Below are 17,996 nucleotides of genomic sequence, written 5' to 3' on the forward strand. Positions count from 1 at the left end.
CCCGTGAGGACCTGACTCGCGGGGGCTTTCCGTACGTGCGCTAGGGCACGTCCGTCTCGCAGGGCACATTGAGTGAGAGGAGAGCGGCGGAGCCTTCGGGGTTCATGCGCAGTTCGCTGATCGCCGCGTTCCGCAACCGCGGGAACACTCTGCGGTACTCCCCGGCCGGGATCGACAGCAGTGTGCACAGCACGAGGCGCAGCAGGGTGTTGTGGGCGACGACGAGGACGCGTCCGCCGGGGTGGGCGGCGGCGATACGACGCAGGGCGGCGGCCCCGCGGGCCGCTGCCGCCGTCGGGTCCTCAGCACCGGGGAAAGGGTGGGCGACGGGGTCGGCGCGGAAGGCCGCGGCCCGGTCGGGGACCTCGGCCTCGAACTCGGCGAGCGTACGGCCCTCCACGACTCCGAAGTCGCATTCGGTGAGGTCGGGTTCGCGCTGCGGGACGAGGCCCAGGGCACGGCAGGCGGGCTCGGCGGTGGCGACGGCCCGGGAGAGCGGGGACGTCCAGATCGCGTCGACGGGGTGGGCGGCGGCCCAGCGGCCGAGCGCCTCGGCCTGGGCACGGCCGGTGTCGGTGAGGCCGATGTCGCTGACACCGGCGTACCGGTTCTCGGCGTGCCAGACGGTCTGCCCGTGCCGGGCGATGAGGAGGGTCGTGGTCGTGGTGGTCATGACTTCCCGGTGTCCAGGTGCAGGCGGGTTCGGGCGTGTGCCGCGACGGGTTCGGGCAGCCAGCCGCGTGCCTCCAGCGCGTCGACGAGACGAGCGTACGGCTCGGCGAAGCGGGTGGTGCGGTCGGCGCGGGGTTCGAGGACGGTACGGACGCGGACCATGCGCTCGGCGACGTCGGCGAGGGTTCCGGCTCCGGATCCGGCTGCCTCGTGAGCCCCGTACGCGGCCAACGCCGCCATCCCCAGCGCCGGTTCCGTCTGCTCCGGGACGCGGGCCGGGCGGCCGAGGATGTCGGTACGGAGCTGGTTCCAGTACGGGCTGCGCGCGCCGCCGCCGGTGAAGGTGAGCGGACCGTCGAGGGGGGCACCGAGGTGGTGCAGGTAGTCCAGGCACAGGCGTTCCGCGAAGCCGACGCCCTGGAGCAGCGCGGCCCACAGGCCGGCCTCGCCCTCGGGTTCGCCGAGGACGAGGGGGGCCGCGCCCGGCGCCCGGAACGGGAACCGCTCCCCCTGCGACACCAGCGGGTACGCGATCGCACGGGACGGCTCGAACGCCGCCGCCAGCCCGTCCATCGTGGCGGGGTCGGCGTCCGGGAAGTGCGCCGCGAGTGCCCCGGCCCCTACGCTCGACGCCCCGCCGGGCAGCCAGGTGCCGTCAGGGGCACGGTGGTTGTAGACCACGCCGGTGGGGTCCCGGACGGGGTCGCGGGCGGCTCCCTTCAGGACGAGCGTGGTGCCGAGCACCGAGTTCCAGGAGCCGGGGCGCAGCGCGCCCGAGGCGATCTGGGCCGCGCAGCCGTCCGTCATCCCGGCGAGCACCGGGGTGCCGACGGGGATGCCGGTGGCGTCGGCCGCGTCCGCGCAGACCTCGCCGAGACGCGTGCCCGGGCGTACGACGTCCGGCAACAGACGGCGTGGGGCGCCCAGTTGGGCCAGAGCGGCCTCCGGCCAGGCCTCCGCGTGCAGGTCGTAGCCCGTCTTGAGGGCGTGACTGGAGTCCGCCGGGGGCGGTTCGCCGGTGAGGCGGGTGACGATCAGATCGGGCTGGTGACACAGCCGAAGACCCGGTCCGTACTCCCCCACCAGCCACAACGCCTTCGGCAACGCCCAGGTGTCCTGGACCGCGAGCCCTGCCTCCCGGGCCCGCGCGGCCTCCGCCGCCGCGCGGCCGTCGTCGTACATCAGCGCGGGGCTCACCGGGCGGCCCGAACCGTCCGCCAGCAGGACCGTGCCGGAGGTGCCGCACACCGCGAGGCCGCCGACCGGCACGCCGGGCGCGGAGCCGAGTGCGGCCCGGGACGCCGTGCACAGCGCCGACCACCACTGCTCCGGGTCCTGCTCGTGCCGCACCCCGTCCCGCCGTCCGGCCAGCGGGGCCGAGCCGCTGCCGAGGACCCTGCCGTCGGCGGTGACGAGCAGCACGCGGACGCTCTGTGTGCCCAGGTCGATCCCCAGCCAGCCCGCATCCTCGTCCGCCATCCGGAACCTCCCACGATGTCGCAGCCGGATCTGTGAACTTCTCACTGTGCCCCGATATTTTCCCGTGCGCGAGGGATTGACGCCCAACTTCAGCCGTTCCACCCTCTGTTAACGAGTCGACTCGACGTGTTAACCAGCCCCCACGTGGAGGTACGGATGAACACGCACGCGCACGACCGGCGGCGCTTCCTCGCGCTCGCCGCCGGGGCTGCCGCGGCCCCGCTGCTCACGGCCTGCGGCGCCGGTTTCGGCGGGGACGACAGCAAGAACGACGGGTCCGCCGCGGATGACGTCACCGGCTCCTTCGACTGGAAGCGGGAGAAGGGCACCACCGTCAAGGCGCTGCTCAACAAGCACCCGTACACGGACGCCCTCATAGCCGACCTGAAGTCCTTCACCGCGAAGACCGGCATCAAGGTCGAGTACGACGTCTTCCCTGAGGACAACTACTTCGACAAGCTCACCGTGGACCTGTCCAGCGGGCGAGCCTCCTACGACGTCTTCATGCTCGGCGCGTACATGGTGTGGCAGTACGGTCCGCCGGGCTGGCTGGAGGACCTCGGCCCCTGGATGCGCAACTCCTCGGCGACGGGCGCCGAATGGGATCAGGCTGACTTCTTCCCGAACCTGCTCCAGGCCGACCAGTGGTCGCTGAAGGCGGGCGCGCCGCTGGGTCAGGGCGGGCAGTACGCCCTGCCGTGGGGCTGGGAGACGAACGTCGTCGCCTACAACACGGAGGTGTTCGGGAAGCTGGGCCTGAAGCCCGCCGAGTCCTTCGACGAGCTGGCCGAACTCGCCGGGACCATCAAGCGGAAGGCGCCGGGGGCCGGCTTCGACGGGATGTACGGGATCGCCGTACGCGGGTCCAGGAGCTGGGCCACCATCCACCCGGGCTTCATGACGATGTACGCCCGCAACGGACTGAAGGACTTCACGGTCGACGGCGGGAAGCTCACACCGGCGATGAACAGCCCCGAGGCCGTCGCCTTCACCCAGGACTGGGCGCGGATGGTCAAGCAGGGCGGCCCGCCGTCGTGGACGTCGTACACCTGGTACCAGTGCTCCAGCGACCTCGGCGCGAAGAAGGCCGGGATGCTGTTCGACGCGGACACGGCCGCCTACTTCCAGGCGGTGAAGGGCGCCAGCCCCGCCTCCGGGAAGATCGCCTTCCACCCGGGGCCGAAGGGACCGGACGGGTCCCTGGCCACCAACATGTGGATCTGGTCGCTCGGCATGAACGCCAAGAGCAAGAAGAAGAGCGCCAGTTGGCTGTTCCTCCAGTGGGCGACCGGCAAGGAGCATCTGCGCAAGGGCGCGATCACGCACAACCACATCGACCCGGTGCGCAAGTCGGTCGCCGACGACGCCGCTTACAAGGACAAGATGCGGCATCTGCCGGGCTTCCTGGAGACCTTCGAGACGGTCGTCGACCAGACGAAGATCCAGTTCACCCCGCAGGCGCAGTTCTTCGACGCGACGACCAGCTGGGCGGCGGCCCTCCAGGAGATCTACGGCGGCAAGGGCGCGAAGTCGGTCCTCGACGGGCTGGCGGACGACCTCGCCGGCAAGGTGGGTTAGCCGATGGGGTGGCGGCTCACCCTGCGCCCGTACGTCCTGATCGTGCCCGCACTGCTGCTGACCTGCGGGATCCTCTACCCGTTCGGGCTCGGCCTGTACTACACGCTGTTCGACTTCTCGGCGAGCAAACCGCAGCCGGACATGGTGCGGTTCGAGAACTACACGACCGTCTTCACGCAGGAGGCCTTCTGGAACTCGGCGTGGGTGACGGTGCTGTACGCGGTCGGGGCGGCCCTCGTCGAGACCGTGCTCGGAGTGGCCGTCGCACTGCTGCTGCACCGCTCGACCCTGGTGGGCCGTGTGCTGGAGAAGATCCTGATCCTTCCGCTGATGATCGCCCCGGTGATCGCGGCGATCATCTGGAAGCTGATGCTCCAGCCGTCCGTGGGGGTCGTCAACTACCTGCTGCGGCCCTTCGGGCTCGGCGGCGTGCAGTGGACGGACACCCCGACCGGCGCGCTGCTGTCGTCGATCGCCGTGGACGTGTGGGTGTACACGCCGTTCGTGGCGATCCTCGCCCTCGCCGGTCTGCGGTCGCTGCCCACCTCCCCGTTCGAGGCGGCGGCCGTGGACGGCGCGGGGTGGTGGTACACGTTCCGGCGGCTGACGCTGCCGATGCTGTGGCCGTACGTGCTGGTGGCGGTGATCTTCCGGTTCATGGACTCGCTGAAGGTGTTCGACATCATCTACGCCCTGACGGAGGGCGGCCCCGGTGACTCGACCGTCGTCCTCCAGATCCGGGCGTATCTGGAAGCGATCCGCTTCCAGCGCTACTCCTTCGGGATCAGCTACACGATCGTGCTGTGGGCCGTGGTGTATCTGGCCGCGATGGTGCTGGTGAAGCACCTGGGGAAGATCCAGCGCCGGGCCGCGGAGGTGACCACATGAGGAGACGTGTGCTGGGGTGGCTGGCCGATGCCGCCCTCGTCCTCTACTTCGTCTTCGCGCTGTTCCCCATCGCCTGGATGGTGGTCCTCTCCCTGAAACCCACGGATCAGCTCTTCAGCACGTACTTCTCCTTCTCCCCGACACTCGACGGCTACCGGACGGTCCTCGGCGACAGCGAGGGCATCCCGTTCGTGCGGTTCTTCGTCAACAGTCTGGTGGTGTCGGTGGGGGCGGTCGTGCTGTCGCTGGTGGTCGGGCTGCCGGCGGCGTACGCCTCGGCGCGGTGGCGGTTCAAGGGCTCGGAGAACCTGATGTTCACGCTGCTGTCGTTCCGCTTCGCGCCCGAACTGACCGTGATCATCCCGCTGTTCGTGCTGTACCAGAAGCTCGGGCTGTTCGACACGTACGTCGGCATGGTGTGGGTGCTGCAACTGGTGACGCTGCCGCTGATCGTGTGGATCATGCGGTCCTACTTCGCCGACCTCACGCCCGAGCTGGAGCAGGCGGCCCTGCTGGACGGCTACACCCGCAAGCAGGCGTTCTTCAAGGTGGCCCTTCCGCTGGTCAAGCCGGGCATCGCGGCCGTGTCGCTGCTGGCCTTCATCTTCGCCTGGAACAACTTCGTCTTCCCGCTGATCCTCACCTCCAACGAGGCCCAGACGGTGACCGTGGGCGCGCTGTCCTTCCTCGGCGGGGACCGGCCCAAGTACAACCTGACGGCCGCCGCCGCACTGGTGTCCGTCGTACCGCCGCTGCTGCTGGCACTGACGATCCAGCGGTATCTGGTGCGGGGACTGTCGTTCGGGGCGGTGAAGTCTTGATCACGCTGAGCGGGATACGGAAGACGTACGGGAAGACCGTCGCGCTCGACGCGCTGGAACTGGAGGTGCGGGAGGGCGAGTTCTTCTGCCTGCTGGGCCCGTCGGGCGCGGGCAAGACCACGACGCTGAAGACCATCGCCGGGCTCGAACAGCCCGACTCCGGCACCGTCGTGCTCGACGGCGAGGACATGCGGGGTGTGGAGCCGTACGACCGGGGTGTGGCGATGTGCTTCGAGAGCTACGCCCTCTACCCGCACCGTTCGGCCTACGACAACCTCGCCTCGCCCCTGCGCTCGCCCCGGCACCGGCTGCCCGCCGCAGAGGCCCGGCAGCGGATCGGCGCGATCGCGGAACTGCTGGGCATTTCGGGGCTGTTGGACCGGCCGGTGGGCCAGCTGTCCAACGGGCAGCGGCAGCGCGTCGCCCTCGGCCGGGTGCTGGTCCGCCCCGCCCGGGCCTTCCTCCTCGACGAGCCGCTCTCCCACCTGGACGCCAAGCTGCGCCAGCAGATGCGGGCGGAGCTGAAGGCGATCGGGGCCGTGCAGCACACCACCACGCTGTACGTGACCCACGACTCCGTCGAGGCGCTGGCGCTCGGCGACCGGATCGGGGTCATCCGGCAGGGGCGGATCGTGCAGACGGGCACGCGGGAGGAGATCTGGTACCGGCCGTACGACACGGAGGTCGCGCGGGCCTTCGGGCGGCCCCGGATCAATCTGCTGCCGGGGGTGGTGACGGAGAGCGGGGTGCGGTCGGACGGCGGGGTGGAGCTGCCGGTCCGGGCGCAGGCCCCGGCAGGCACCGAGGTCCTGGTCGGGCTGCGGCCCCGGGACATCGCCCTGCACGGCGAGGGCCACGAGCTGACCGGGACCGTGTACGTCACCGAGGTGCTCGGCCGGTCCGTCGAGGTCACCGTCCGGCTCGGGACCGGGGAGCAGCGGGTGTCGCTGGTGGCCCCTCGGGCGGACGCGGCGCGCCTTCGTCCGGACGATCCGGTACGGCTCGTGGTCCGGCCTGAGAACCTGCTGCTGTTCGAGGCCGACCGGCCGGAGCGACCGGGACGACGGATAGAGACACAGCGATGAGCAGCAGCAGTGGTGGACAGCAAGGGCCGGCGGCGCGGCAGGCCGCCATGGCCGAGCAGGTGCTGGCCGACGGCTCGGCGACGGCGGCGGAGCTCGCCGAGCGGTTCGGGGTGAGCCTGATGACCATCCACCGGGATCTCGACGAGCTCGAACGGCAGGGCATCGTACGGAAGTTCCGGGGCGGGGTGACCGCGCAGCCGTCGGGGGTCTTCGAGTCGAACGTGCAGTACCGGCTGAAGACGATGCGGGCCGAGAAGGCCGCCGTCGCCGAGCACGCGGTGCGCATGGTGGAGCCCGGCATGGCGATCCTGCTGGACGACTCCACGTCCACCCTGGAGATAGCCCGGCGCCTGCGCACGGGCGAGGTCACGCCGCTGACGGTCGTCACCAACTTCCTGGAGGCGATCAACCTCCTCTCCGACCAGCGGGGCATCCACCTGATGGCGCTCGGCGGCGACTACGACCCGCTGCACTCCTCCTTCCTCGGGGTGTCGTGCGTGGAGGCGGTCGAGCAGTTGCGGGTGGACGTCTGCTTCGCCTCGACGTCCGCCGTGCACGGGGGTTACGCCTACCACCAGGAGCAGCACATCGTGTCCGTGAAGCGGGCGATGCTCGACGCGGCCGCGCGGAACGTCCTGCTGATCGACCACACCAAGCTCGGCCGGGTCGCCCTGCACCGGGTCGTCCCGCTGTCCCGCTTCGATCTGCTCCTGGTGGACGACGGGGCGTCGGCGGAGGCGCTGCGGGATCTGGACGAGCACAAGGTCCGTTACGAGGTTTGCGCGACGAAGGGCGGCCATGACGGGACTGGAGCTACGTGAGCTGCGGAAGACCTATCGGTCGCGGGGGCGGCCTTCGGTGGACGCCGTACGCGGCATCGACCTGAGCCTCGGGTCCGGGGAGTTGCTCGGGCTGCTCGGCCCGTCGGGCTGCGGCAAGTCGACGACCCTCCGCATGATCGCCGGTCTTGAGCCGGTGACCGGCGGGGACATCCTGGTCGGCGGGGCGTCGGTGGTCGAGCGGCCCGCGCAGCAGCGGAACATCGGGGTCGCCTTCGAGAACTACGCGCTGTATCCGCCGCTGTCGGTCGCGGAGAACCTGGCGTTCGGGCTGAAGGCCCGGAGGAAGGCCGCCCGCGGTGACGTCGACCGCAAGGTGAAGGAGATCGCCGAACGGGTCGGCCTGACCGACCTCCTCGACGCCCGCCCGGCCGGCCTGTCCAGCGGCCAGAAGCAGCGCGTCTCCCTGGCCCGGGCCCTGATCCGCGAACCGGACGTGCTGCTGCTCGACGAACCCCTCTCCCACCTGGACGCCGCCCAGCGCGACACCACCCGCCGCGAACTCAAGCGCATCCAGAAGGACCTGGGCCACACCACGATCCTGGTCACCCACGACCAGGAGGAGGCCCTCTCCCTCGCCGACCGGATCGCCGTGATGAAGGACGGTGTCATCCAGCAGCTCGGCACCCCCTACGAGATCTACGACAGCCCGGCCAACGTGTTCGTCGCGGACTTCGTCGGCGAGCCCGCGATCACGCTGCTGCCCGGCATCGCCGACGGCGACGGCCACGCCCGCCTCTCCGACCCGGTGCGCATCGCGCTGCCCGTGCCGGTGGGCCGGGGGCGGGAGGTGGTGGTCGGGATCCGCCCGGAGGACGTCCGGCTCACCGCCGAGGGCGGCCTGCCCGCCCGGGTCGTCGCCCACGAACCCCTCCTGGAGTCGGGCCTCGCGACCCTCGCCCTCGACGGGGTCGAACGGCACCTGGTCGTCCTCACCGACCCCGAGGTGCGGCTCGCCCACGACGAGCGGGTCCGGGTGGCCGCCGACCTCCAGCACACCCATGTCTTCGACGCCGAGACGGGAGAGTCCCTGCAATGACTGCCGGAAACAGCGTGCGTGTGGTGGCCGCCGGTGACCACTTCGTCCTGCCCTCGCTGATCACACGGGCGGTGGAACACGAGGTGGGGCGGGCCGACGTCCGGGAACTGAGGCTCGGCTGGCCGCTGGAGCCGTTCGGGCCGGTCGCCGAGGTGCAGGAGGCCAGTGACGCCGAGGACGAGATGATCGAGACGCTGGCCGGGGCGGAGGTGCTGGTCACGCAGATGGGGCCGGTCACCGAACGGGTCCTCGCGGCCTGCCCGGATCTGAAACTGGTCGTGGTCTGCCGGGGCGGGCCGGTCAACGTCAACCTGGACGCGGCGAAGCAGCGTGACGTGCGGGTGTGTTTCGCGCCCGGCCGCAACGCCGCCGCCACCGCCGAGTTCACCGTCGGCATGATGCTGGCCGCCCTGCGCCGCATTCCCCAGGCCCACGACCCGCTGGCCCGGCAGGGCAGCTGGGAGGGTGCGACGTACTACACGTACGAGCAGAGCGGTCTGGAGCTGGAGGATCTGCCCGTCGGGCTGGTCGGATACGGGGCCGTGGGCAGCCGGGTGGCGCGGGTGCTGTGCGCGTTCGGGGCGCGGGTGATGGTGTACGACCCCTATGTGCACGGCGAGATCCACGGACTGCGCGTGACCTCGCTGGACGAACTCCTGCGCCGCTCCCAGGTGATCACCCTGCACGCCCGGCTCACCCCCGAGACCCGGGGTCTGATCGGCGCCCGGGAGCTGGGGCTGCTGCCGTCCGGCGCGGTGGTGGTGAACGTGGCCCGGGGCCCGCTGCTGGACGAGGGCGCGCTGTGCGACGCGCTGGAGAGCGGGCAGGTGTCGGCGGCGGCGCTCGACACCTACGAGCGGGAGCCGCTGCCCGCGGAGTCGCGGCTGCTGGGGCTGGGTGACCGCGTCGTACTCACCCCGCATCTGGGTGGTGCCTCGCGCGCGGTGGCGGAGAAGGCCGCGCGGATCGCCGCCGAGGAGGTGGGCCGCTGGGTGCGCGGCGAGCCGCTCGCGCACTGCCTGACCTGAGGAGGAGAGCCGCATGTACGTCGGTATCGATGTGGGCACGTCCATGGTCAAGGCGGCGGCCTTCGACGACACGGGCCGGGAATTGGCCGTGTCCTTCCGCCCGGTGGACCTGAGGCTGCACGGCGGGATCGTCGAGCAGGACATGGAGGAGGTGTACGGGGCGGTCGTCGCCGTGCTCGACGAGGTCACCGGACGGGTCCCGGGGCCGGTCGAGCTCGCGGGCCTCACCGGGCAGGGCGACGGGGTGTGGCTGGTCGACGGGGAGGGGCGGCCCGTGCGGGCGGCGGCCTCCTGGATGGACGGGCGGGCGCACGAACTGGTCGACCGGTGGCTGGCCGACGGTACGTTCGAGACGGTGTTCCGGCGGACCGGGAGCGCGATGTTCCCGGGCTGTCCGGGGCCGTTGCTGGCCTGGCTGGACCGCAACGAACCGAAGGCGCTGGATGCCGCGGAGGCCGCCCTGTACTGCAAGGACATGGTGTTCCAGCGGCTGACGGGGGTGGGACCGGCGACGGATGTGTCGGACGCCTCGATGCCCTTCCTGGACCCGCGCACCCGGACGTACGACGACCGGGTGGTGGAGCTGCTGGGGCTCACGCACCGGCGCCGTCTGCTGGCCCCGGTCAGCGACCCGGTCGCGACGGCCGAGGCGCGGGGCGAGGGCCTGCCGTCCGGCACCCGGATCGCGAACGGCCCGTACGATCTGCCGGCCTGCGCGCTGGGCGCCGGCGTGACGGCCCCCGGGGACGGTCTGCTGATCGTCGGCACCTGTCTGGCCAGCCTGGTCGCCACGACCGAGCTGGACCTGACGGGCGAACCGGCCGGCCTGTACATCTCCACCGACCGGCCCGGTCACTGGCTGCGTGCCATGCCCGCGATGGTCGGCACGGCGGCCCTGGACTGGGTGCTGTCGACGACGGGGGTGCGGCACGACGAGGTGGACGGCCTGCTGGCGGAGACCCCGCCGGGCGCGAACGGCGTCCGGGTGCTGCCGTACTTCGCGCCCTCCGGCGAACGCGCCCCCTTCGTCGAGCCCCGGCTGCGCGCCGAACTCACCGGCGTCTCCCTGGAGTCGACCCGGGGCGATCTGGTCCGCGCCACCTGCGAGGGCATCGGCCATGCCGCCCGGCACTGCCTGGAGGCGGCGGGCCTCGACGGGAATCTGGCCGTCTGCGGCGGCGGCACCCGCAGCCCCGCCTGGATGCGGCTGCTCGCCGATGTGCTCGGCCGGCCGCTGCGGGTCGTCGAGGGCGAGGTGGGGGCCCGGGGCGCGGTTCTCGCGGCGGCCGAGCGGTACGGGGTGCCGCTGGACGCGCAGGTGTGGACACGGCCGACGGAGGTCGTCGAGCCGGACCGGGGCCGGGCCGCGTACTACGCGGAGGGCTACGAGGAGCACCTGGCCCGGCTTGCCGACGCACGGGCCCGGGCAAGGACGTGAACGTTTGGATGGCGAAAGGGACCTGGATGCACCTGAGACGCCGATCTCTCCTGCTCGCGGCCGCCGCCTCCCCGGCCGCCGCGGCCGTACCCGCGCACGCGGCACCCGCTCATGCGGCCCCTGCCGGCGGGCCGTTGGTCATCGGCCACCGCGGCGCCGCCGGCTGGCGCCCCGAGCACACGGCCGCCTCGTACACGTACGCCGTGCAGACGGGTGCCGACTGGATCGAACCGGACCTGGTGCCGACGAAGGACCACGTGCTGGTGGTCCGGCACGAGAACGAGATCTCCCAGACGACCGACGTGGCCCGCCACCCGGAATTCGCGGACCGCCGCACGACGAAGACGGTCGACGGCCGGTCCGTGACCGGATGGTTCACGGAGGACTTCACCCTCGCCGAGCTGAAGACGCTGCGGGCGGTGGAGCGGCTGCCGCAGGTCCGCAACCGCAACACGGTCTTCGACGGGCGCGCGGAGGTCATGACCTTCCAGGAGGTCGTGGACCTGGCGCGGAAGCTGTCCAAGACGCACGGCCGGACGATCGCCGTCTTCCCGGAGACCAAGCACCCGACGTACTTCCGGTCCATCGGCCTGCCGCTGGAGCCGAAGCTGGCAGCCGCGATCCGCCTGGGCCGGCTCGGCCGGCGCGAGTGCGTCGTGCAGTCCTTCGAGCCGACGAGCCTGAAGCGCATGACAGGGCTGGGCGTACCGCTGTGGCAGGCGCTGGGGACGACGGGCGGTCCGTACGACCTGCCCACGACGACCTACCGGGACATGATGACGCCGGCGGGCCTGGCCGGGATCGCGCGGTACGCGGACTGGATCGGCCCGGACAAGTCGTCGCTCGTCGGCACGTCACTCCTCGCGGACGCCCACGCGGCGGGCCTGCGCGTGGGGCCGTACACCTTCCGGGCGGAGAACCAGTTCCTGCCGGCGGAGTTCCGGCGCGGCACCGGAAGCACCGATTTCGGGGACGCGTTCGCCGAATACGCGCTGTACTACCGCATGGGGGTCGATGCGGTCGTAACCGACTTCCCGGACTTGGCGGTGATCGCGAGGAGGGGCTGATGATTCGCAGGGCGTGCCGGACCTGCGGCACCATGCAGGACTTCCGGAAGCTCAACGAGGAGGAGCGGGCGGCGGTCCGTGAGGAGAAGAAGGATCCGCGCCACTACGTGGACAACCTCTGGCGGTGCACGGTGAAGGGCTGCCTCTGGTACCAGCCGTATCTGCACACGGACGGCGGCGGCGTCCTCCCCGAGCGGTTCAAGGAGGAGGCCGCCCCTGCCGGGTGAGTCCTACAGGTTGGAGAAGTCCGGCCCCTTGGTGCGGGTGCGCTTGATCTCGTAGAAGCCGGGGACCGAGGCCACGGCGAGGGTGCCGTCCCAGAGGCGGGCGGCCTCCTCGCCCTTGGGGGCCGGGGTGACGACCGGGCCGAAGAAGGCGATCTGCTCGCCGTCGGCGCCGGGCACGGCGATGACCGGGGTGCCGACCTCCTGGCCGACCTTGTCGATGCCCTCCTTGTGGGAGGCGCGCAGCTCGGGCTCGTACCGGGTGCCGTCCCAGTGCTCCATGAGGGACTCGGGCAGGCCGACGTCCTTCAGGGCGGCCGCGACCGTCTCCTTGCCGGGGCCCTCGCCCTGGTTGTGGATGCGGGTGCCGAGCGCGGTGTAGAGGTCGCCCAGCACCTCGGCGCCGTGCTCCTGCTGTGCCGCTATGACGATCCGGACGGGACCCCACGCCTTGGTCTCGAGCAGCTCGCGGTACTCCTCGGGCAGCTCGTCGAGCTTGTCCTCGTTGAGCACGGCGAGGCTCATGACATGCCAGCGGACCTGGATGTCCCTGACCTTCTCCACCTCCAGCGCCCAGCGGGAGGTCATCCACGCCCAGGGGCACAGCGGGTCGAACCAGAAGTCGACGGGAGTCTTGTCCGACATGTCTCTCCTCATGAGGAAACCGTTTCTCCGGGAACACCACCGCTCGCCCCGGTCATTCCCCGCTGCCCCGCGTCAGGGGCACGTGGCAGGATCGTCGCTGTTCAGCCGTATCCGACGACGCTTGAGGAGTTCCGCCCGTGCCCGGTGAGAATCTGTCCCGCGACGAGGCCCGGGAGCGGGCCGCCCTGATCGGCGTCGACGGGTACGAGGTGTCCCTCGACCTGCGGTCCGCGGTCGGTGAGGACGACACCGACGGGCCCCGCACGTTCCGGTCCGTCACGACCGTCCGGTTCCGCTGCAACGAGCCCGGCGCGAGCAGCTTCGCCGATCTGATCGCCCCGAGTGTGACGGCCGTCTCACTCAACGGCCGGGATCTGGACCCCGGCGAGGTCTTCGACGGCTCCCGGATCACGCTGGAGGACCTGGCCGCCGACAACGAGCTGGTCGTCGACGCGCAGTGCGCCTACTCCCGCACCGGGGAGGGACTGCACCGCTTCGTCGACCCCGAGGACGGCGAGGTGTACCTGTACACGCAGTACGAGCCGGCCGACTCCCGCCGGGTCTTCGCCAACTTCGAGCAGCCCGACCTCAAGGCCCCGTTCCGCTTCGAGGTGCGGGCGCCGGAGGGCTGGACGGTGTGGAGCAACGGGGTGGGCGAGCGGGCCGACGGGGTGTGGCGGTTCGCCGAGACCAAGCCGATCTCGACGTACATCACGTGTGTGGTGGCGGGCCCGTACCACTACGTGACGGACTCCTACTCCCGTACGTTCGCGGACGGCACGACGCTGGAGATCCCCCTCGGCGCCCTGTGCCGCAAGGGCCTCGCGCCCCACTTCGACCCCGAGGACGTCTTCCTGGTCACCAAGCAGGGCCTGGACTTCTTCCACGACCACTTCGACTACCCGTACCCGTTCGGCAAGTACGACCAGGCGTTCGTGCCCGAGTACAACCTGGGCGCGATGGAGAACCCGGGTTTGGTGACCTTCCGGGAGGAGTTCATCTTCCGGGGCAAGGTGACGCAGGCGTCCTACGAGGGCCGGGCCAACGTCCTCCTGCACGAGATGGCGCACATGTGGTTCGGCGACCTGGTCACCATGGAGTGGTGGGACGACCTGTGGCTGAAGGAGTCGTTCGCGGACTTCATGGGTGAGTTCTCGCTGGTCGGCGCGACCCGCTTCGTCAACGGCTGGATCACCTTCGCCAACCGCCGCAAGTCGTGGGCCTACCGGGCCGACCAGCTGCCCTCCACGCACCCGATCACGGCGGACATCCGCGACCTCCAGGACGCCAAGCTGAACTTCGACGGCATCACCTACGCCAAGGGCGCGTCGGTGCTGAAGCAGCTCGTGGCGTACGTCGGCCAGGACGCGTTCCTGGAGGGCGCCCGGCGCTACTTCAAGCGGCACGCGTACGGCAACACGCGCCTCGGTGACCTGCTGTCGGTGCTGGAGGAGACCAGCGGCCGGGACATGAGCACCTGGTCGCGGTCCTGGCTCCAGACGGCCGGGGTGAACTCTCTGACCCCGCAGCTGCTGCTGGACCCGCAGGGCCGCGTCCAGGAGCTGGCGGTGGTGCAGGAGGCGGCCGAGTCGCATCCCGAACTGCGCCCGCACCGGGTGGCGGTGGGCCTGTACCGGATGACGGACGGCGGGTCGGTCGAGCGGTACGCGCGCGCCGAGGTGGACGTCGACGGCCCGCGGACGGTCGTGGCGGAACTGTCCGGCGCCGAGGCGCCCGACCTGGTCCTGGTCAACGACGACGACCTGACGTACTGCAAGATCCGCTTCGACGAGACGTCGCTGGCGACGCTGCGCGAGCACCTGGGGGCGGTGACCGACCCGCTGGCACGCGCCCTGTGCTGGTCGGCGCTGTGGAACATGACGCGGGACGCCCTGCTCCCGGCGAGGGACTTCGTGGACCTGGTGCTGCGGTTCGCGGGGAGCGAGTCCGAGATCGGCGTGGTGCAGATGCTGCACGGGTGGGCCGAGTGGGCGGTCACGCACTACACGGCGCCCGCGCGGCGGGAGACGACCGCCCATATCCTCGCCGAGGGTGCGCGGCGCGAGCTGTACGCGGCCGAGGCCGGCAGCGAGCATCAGCTCGCATGGGCGCGTTTCTTCGCCCGGACGGCCGCCACCGAGGCCGACTTCGAGCTGCTGAGCGACCTGCTGGCGGGCACGGCGTCGGTCGAGGGCCTCGAACTGGACCAGGAGCTGCGGTGGGTGTTCCTGGAGCCGCTGGCCGCGCACGGGGTGGTGGACGAGAAGGTGCTGGCCGAGGAGCTGGCCCGGGACGACACGGCCTCCGGCAAGCGCCACCAGGTGCGCTGTCTGGCCGCCCGGCCGTCGGAGGCGGTCAAGGCGCAGGCGTGGGCGCAGGTCGTGGAGTCGGACGCGCTGTCCAACGCGATGGTCGAGGCGACCATCGCGGGCTTCTCCCAGGGCTCGCAGCGGGAGTTGCTCGCGCCGTACGCGGAGAAGTACTTCGCGGCGATCGAGCGGGTGTGGGCCGAGCGGTCGATCCAGATCGGGATGCACGTGGTGCAGGGCATGTTCCCGTCGCTCCAGCAGTCCCGGGAGACCCTCGACGCCACGGACGCATGGCTGGAGGCCCACCGGGAGGCGGCCCCGGCCCTGCGCCGGCTGGTGCTGGAGGCCCGGGACGACCTGGCACGGGCGCTGCGGGGGCAGGAGTGCGACAAGACCTCCGGCCAGTAGCTTCGGCCTAAAGTCCGGGCGTTCCGTCTTCGTTACGAGATGAGTGCCCGGTGAGCCGTAACCCCTGGTCCGCACCCGAACGGACCAGGGGCTTTCGGTATCCGAACATCCGTCCTTTAGCGCGGGCTTGTCCGTATTTGTCGACGGGCCTGTAACAGCGGTTCAAGGGCGGTCCGGGCAAGGGAAATTGCGGGTCATGACCCACAACACGCCGCTCTCTCCCCGCCCCCTGCACGACCTGTCCGGCCGTGGCCGCCCCCGCGTGACGACGACGGCCCGGCTCCGCGCGCACGGCGTCTCCACGGCCGAGACGAACGAGCAGTGCCGTCCCGGCGGCCCCTGGCAGCAGCTCCTCCCGGGCGTCGTCCTGCTCCACCCGGGCCCGCCGACCAGCGAGGAGCGGCTGCACGCGGTGCTGATGTACGCGGCACGGGAGCGTGGCACAGGGGTCCCGGCCCAGCCCGGCGCGCGCGAGGCACACGCCCCCGCCTACCCGGAGGTGATGATCACGGGCCTGGCCGCGCTGACCCTGCACGGCTTCTCCTCCACGCCCCCGCTGCCGTCCCTGGCTGCCTTCGACGTCCTGGTCCCGCGCATGCGGCGGCTGCGCTCGACGGGCTGCGCACGCATCGTCCGCACCCCCGCGCTACCCACCCCCGAGGAGGTCACGGGCGTCCCGGTGGCCCCGGCGGCCCGCGCGCTGGCCGATGCCGTCGCCGAGCTGGCGGACGCCGGCACCGTGCGCCGGCTGATGACGGAGGCGGTGCGCGGCGCCCACTGCGAGCCGGCGGCGGTGGTGCGGGAGCTGAACGAGGCGCGCCTGCTGAGCCGTCCGCACGTGGTGGACGCGGTGGAGTCACTGCTGGCGGAGGGCCGGGCGCGTGCGGAGGACCGCCTGTACCGGATGGTCCGCGAGTACGGCCTGCCCGACCCGGTCTGGAACGTGGACCTGCGCCTGCCCGGCGGCCCCTACCTCGGCGGCCTGGACGCGTACTGGCCCGACCACGCGGTGGCGGTGGAGCTGGACACGCGGGCGCCCCGGCAGGACGACGACGCCCTGTGGTCCGAGTACGCCCGCAAGCGCGAGCACCTGGAGCGTCTCGGCATCACGGTCGTCCACATCACGCCCAGGAAGCTCCGCGACTCCCTGGAACAGCAGGCGACGGTGGTCCGCACGGCCCTGATGGCCTCGGCCGACCGCGATCCGGCCGCGTATGTCGCGGTACTGCCCCGCTAGTGCCGGGCCGGGGGCAGTACCGGGAGGGGTTACTTTCCGCAGAACTCCGCCTCGACGACGGATTTCGTCTCCCCTGCCCAGTCCCCGTTGAAGTTGACGGCCAGGGAGTGGCGGCCGTCGCTCGTGGTGACGGCCATGGAGGAGGAACCGTGAATGTCGCCGCCGTGGCCCCAGACGGTTTTGTCGCAGGTCAGCTCGTACGAGCGCAGACCGAGGCCGTAGCGCTCGTTCTGCTTCGTCGTGGGAACCGTGCGCTTCATCTCCTTCAGCTGCCGCGGCGGGAGCACCTCGCCGCGCAGCAGGGCCGAGAAGAAGCGGTTCAGGTCGGCCGAGTCGGAGATCACCTCGCCCGAGTAGGCGAAGGAGGGGCTGAACTCCGTGACGTCGTAGGCCGGGCCGTCGGGTGTCCTCGCCAGCTTGCTGTAGGCGCGGCTGCCGGGCTGTGGGACGGTGATCCGGGTGCGGGGGACCGAGGTGGCCGTCAGCTTCAGCGGTTCGATGACGCGGTGTTCGACGGCCTCGCCGTACGGGCGGCCCGTGATCCGCTCGATCACCATCGCGGCCAGGATGTAGTTGGTGTTGGAGTACCTCCACGAGGTGCCCGGCTCGAAGTCCCGCGGGTTGGTCATGGCCATCGCCACCAGGTCCCGGGGCGTCGTCGTGTCGAAGCGGTGCCGGAGGAAGCCCTCCTCGAGCATGTAGGTCCGCTGGAAGGTCTCGTCGGCCAGCAGGTCGAAGACGCCGCTGGTGTGGTTCAGCAACTGGCGGATCGTGATGCGGCTGCCGTCGTGGTCGTTGCCGTGCACCACGCCCGGCAGCCACTTCTCCACGGTGTCGTCGAGCGAGAGCTCGCCCTCCGCCTCCAGTTGCAGGACGACGGTGGCGATGAACGTCTTGGACGCGCTGCCGATGCGGTAGTGGTCCCGCGTCGAACGCGGCTTGCCCGTCTCGAGGTTGCCCACCCCGGCCGTGGCCGCCCAGGCCCCGTGCCCCCGCTGCGCTCTCACGGTCACGCCCGGGACGCCGTCGGCGACCGCGGCCCGCATCGCCTGCCGGGTCGCGTCGTGGTCGTCTGCGGGCGGGGCCGCGACCGCGGGACCCGCCAGGGCCGCCGACAGTGCCACGGCCGTCGCCGCCGTCAGGATCGTGCGTGCGCGTCTGTTCATGTCCGTACCCCCGTCACGTCGAGCGGTGTCAGGGGGTGGGACCGCGAGTCGGCGGGCCGGAGTTGACCGGCCC

At 71.4% G+C, this 17,996-nt stretch carries 16 protein-coding genes; 12 read left to right on the forward strand and 4 right to left on the reverse strand.

All coding sequences use genetic code 11. From position 1 onward, the window contains the following. Positions 1-40 precede the first annotated feature (40 nt). A complete protein-coding gene (locus ACZ6TU_RS13035; protein WP_467668438.1) occupies positions 41-673 on the reverse strand; it encodes a histidine phosphatase family protein in 633 nt (210 codons plus the stop codon). After that, positions 670-2,151, reverse strand: a complete 1,482-nt coding sequence (locus ACZ6TU_RS13040; protein WP_469548134.1) for an FGGY-family carbohydrate kinase — start codon at positions 2,149-2,151, stop codon at positions 670-672. Before ACZ6TU_RS13040 ends, ACZ6TU_RS13035 begins: the two co-directional genes overlap by 4 nt. 156 nt (positions 2,152-2,307) lie before the next feature. Between ACZ6TU_RS13040 and ACZ6TU_RS13045 the strand changes: the two genes are divergently transcribed. The 10 genes from ACZ6TU_RS13045 to ACZ6TU_RS13090 are packed head-to-tail and all read left to right on the forward strand — an operon-like array spanning position 2,308 to position 12,161. After that, complete coding sequence (locus ACZ6TU_RS13045) at positions 2,308-3,729, forward strand: ABC transporter substrate-binding protein (protein WP_467668434.1); 1,422 nt, start codon at positions 2,308-2,310, stop codon at positions 3,727-3,729. 3 nt (positions 3,730-3,732) lie between these two features. Next, positions 3,733-4,617, forward strand: coding sequence for a carbohydrate ABC transporter permease (locus tag ACZ6TU_RS13050; RefSeq protein ID WP_086601814.1), 885 nt, complete (start codon positions 3,733-3,735; stop codon positions 4,615-4,617). After that, positions 4,614-5,438 carry a carbohydrate ABC transporter permease gene (locus tag ACZ6TU_RS13055; RefSeq protein WP_467668432.1) on the forward strand — a complete coding sequence of 275 codons (825 nt, stop codon included), beginning with the start codon at positions 4,614-4,616 and terminating at the stop codon, positions 5,436-5,438. Before ACZ6TU_RS13050 ends, ACZ6TU_RS13055 begins: the two co-directional genes overlap by 4 nt. After that, entirely contained in the window at positions 5,435-6,523 is a 1,089-nt protein-coding gene (locus ACZ6TU_RS13060) for an ABC transporter ATP-binding protein (protein ID WP_467668430.1), read from the forward strand. The genes ACZ6TU_RS13055 and ACZ6TU_RS13060 overlap by 4 nt, the downstream gene beginning before the upstream one ends. Beyond that, positions 6,520-7,344 (forward strand): DeoR/GlpR family DNA-binding transcription regulator, encoded by an 825-nt coding sequence (locus ACZ6TU_RS13065; protein WP_467668428.1) that lies wholly within the window; start codon positions 6,520-6,522, stop codon positions 7,342-7,344. Before ACZ6TU_RS13060 ends, ACZ6TU_RS13065 begins: the two co-directional genes overlap by 4 nt. Next, entirely contained in the window at positions 7,322-8,401 is a 1,080-nt protein-coding gene (locus tag ACZ6TU_RS13070) for an ABC transporter ATP-binding protein (protein WP_467668426.1), read from the forward strand. The genes ACZ6TU_RS13065 and ACZ6TU_RS13070 overlap by 23 nt, the downstream gene beginning before the upstream one ends. Then, positions 8,398-9,429 carry a 2-hydroxyacid dehydrogenase gene (locus ACZ6TU_RS13075; RefSeq protein ID WP_469548139.1) on the forward strand — a complete coding sequence of 344 codons (1,032 nt, stop codon included), beginning with the start codon at positions 8,398-8,400 and terminating at the stop codon, positions 9,427-9,429. The genes ACZ6TU_RS13070 and ACZ6TU_RS13075 overlap by 4 nt, the downstream gene beginning before the upstream one ends. A 13-nt stretch (positions 9,430-9,442) precedes the next feature. Further along, positions 9,443-10,867: an FGGY family carbohydrate kinase gene (locus tag ACZ6TU_RS13080; protein WP_467668422.1), complete on the forward strand. Its 1,425-nt coding sequence runs from the start codon at positions 9,443-9,445 to the stop codon at positions 10,865-10,867. A gap of 26 nt (positions 10,868-10,893) precedes the next feature. Next, positions 10,894-11,934 carry a glycerophosphodiester phosphodiesterase family protein gene (locus tag ACZ6TU_RS13085; protein WP_469548141.1) on the forward strand — a complete coding sequence of 347 codons (1,041 nt, stop codon included), beginning with the start codon at positions 10,894-10,896 and terminating at the stop codon, positions 11,932-11,934. Continuing rightward, positions 11,934-12,161 carry a hypothetical protein gene (locus tag ACZ6TU_RS13090; protein WP_184983762.1) on the forward strand — a complete coding sequence of 76 codons (228 nt, stop codon included), beginning with the start codon at positions 11,934-11,936 and terminating at the stop codon, positions 12,159-12,161. Before ACZ6TU_RS13085 ends, ACZ6TU_RS13090 begins: the two co-directional genes overlap by 1 nt. A 3-nt stretch (positions 12,162-12,164) precedes the next feature. Here the strand turns inward: ACZ6TU_RS13090 and ACZ6TU_RS13095 are convergent, their stop codons facing one another. Further along, positions 12,165-12,803, reverse strand: a complete 639-nt coding sequence (locus ACZ6TU_RS13095; protein ID WP_467668418.1) for a mycothiol-dependent nitroreductase Rv2466c family protein — start codon at positions 12,801-12,803, stop codon at positions 12,165-12,167. 137 nt (positions 12,804-12,940) lie between these two features. Here ACZ6TU_RS13095 and pepN point away from each other — a divergent pair, with 137 nt between their 5' ends. After that, complete coding sequence (pepN, locus tag ACZ6TU_RS13100; RefSeq protein ID WP_469548144.1) at positions 12,941-15,520, forward strand: aminopeptidase N; 2,580 nt, start codon at positions 12,941-12,943, stop codon at positions 15,518-15,520. 196 nt (positions 15,521-15,716) lie between these two features. Further along, positions 15,717-16,757, forward strand: coding sequence for a hypothetical protein (locus tag ACZ6TU_RS13105; RefSeq protein WP_467668414.1), 1,041 nt, complete (start codon positions 15,717-15,719; stop codon positions 16,755-16,757). Between the two features lie 29 nt (positions 16,758-16,786). Here ACZ6TU_RS13105 and ACZ6TU_RS13110 read toward each other — a convergent pair whose 3' ends face one another. Next, on the reverse strand, positions 16,787-17,923 hold the full coding sequence (locus ACZ6TU_RS13110) for a serine hydrolase domain-containing protein (RefSeq protein ID WP_469548146.1): 1,137 nt from the start codon (positions 17,921-17,923) through the stop codon (positions 16,787-16,789). Positions 17,924-17,996: the final 73 nt, after the last annotated feature.

The organism is Streptomyces sp. NPDC052064 (genome assembly GCF_055585925.1).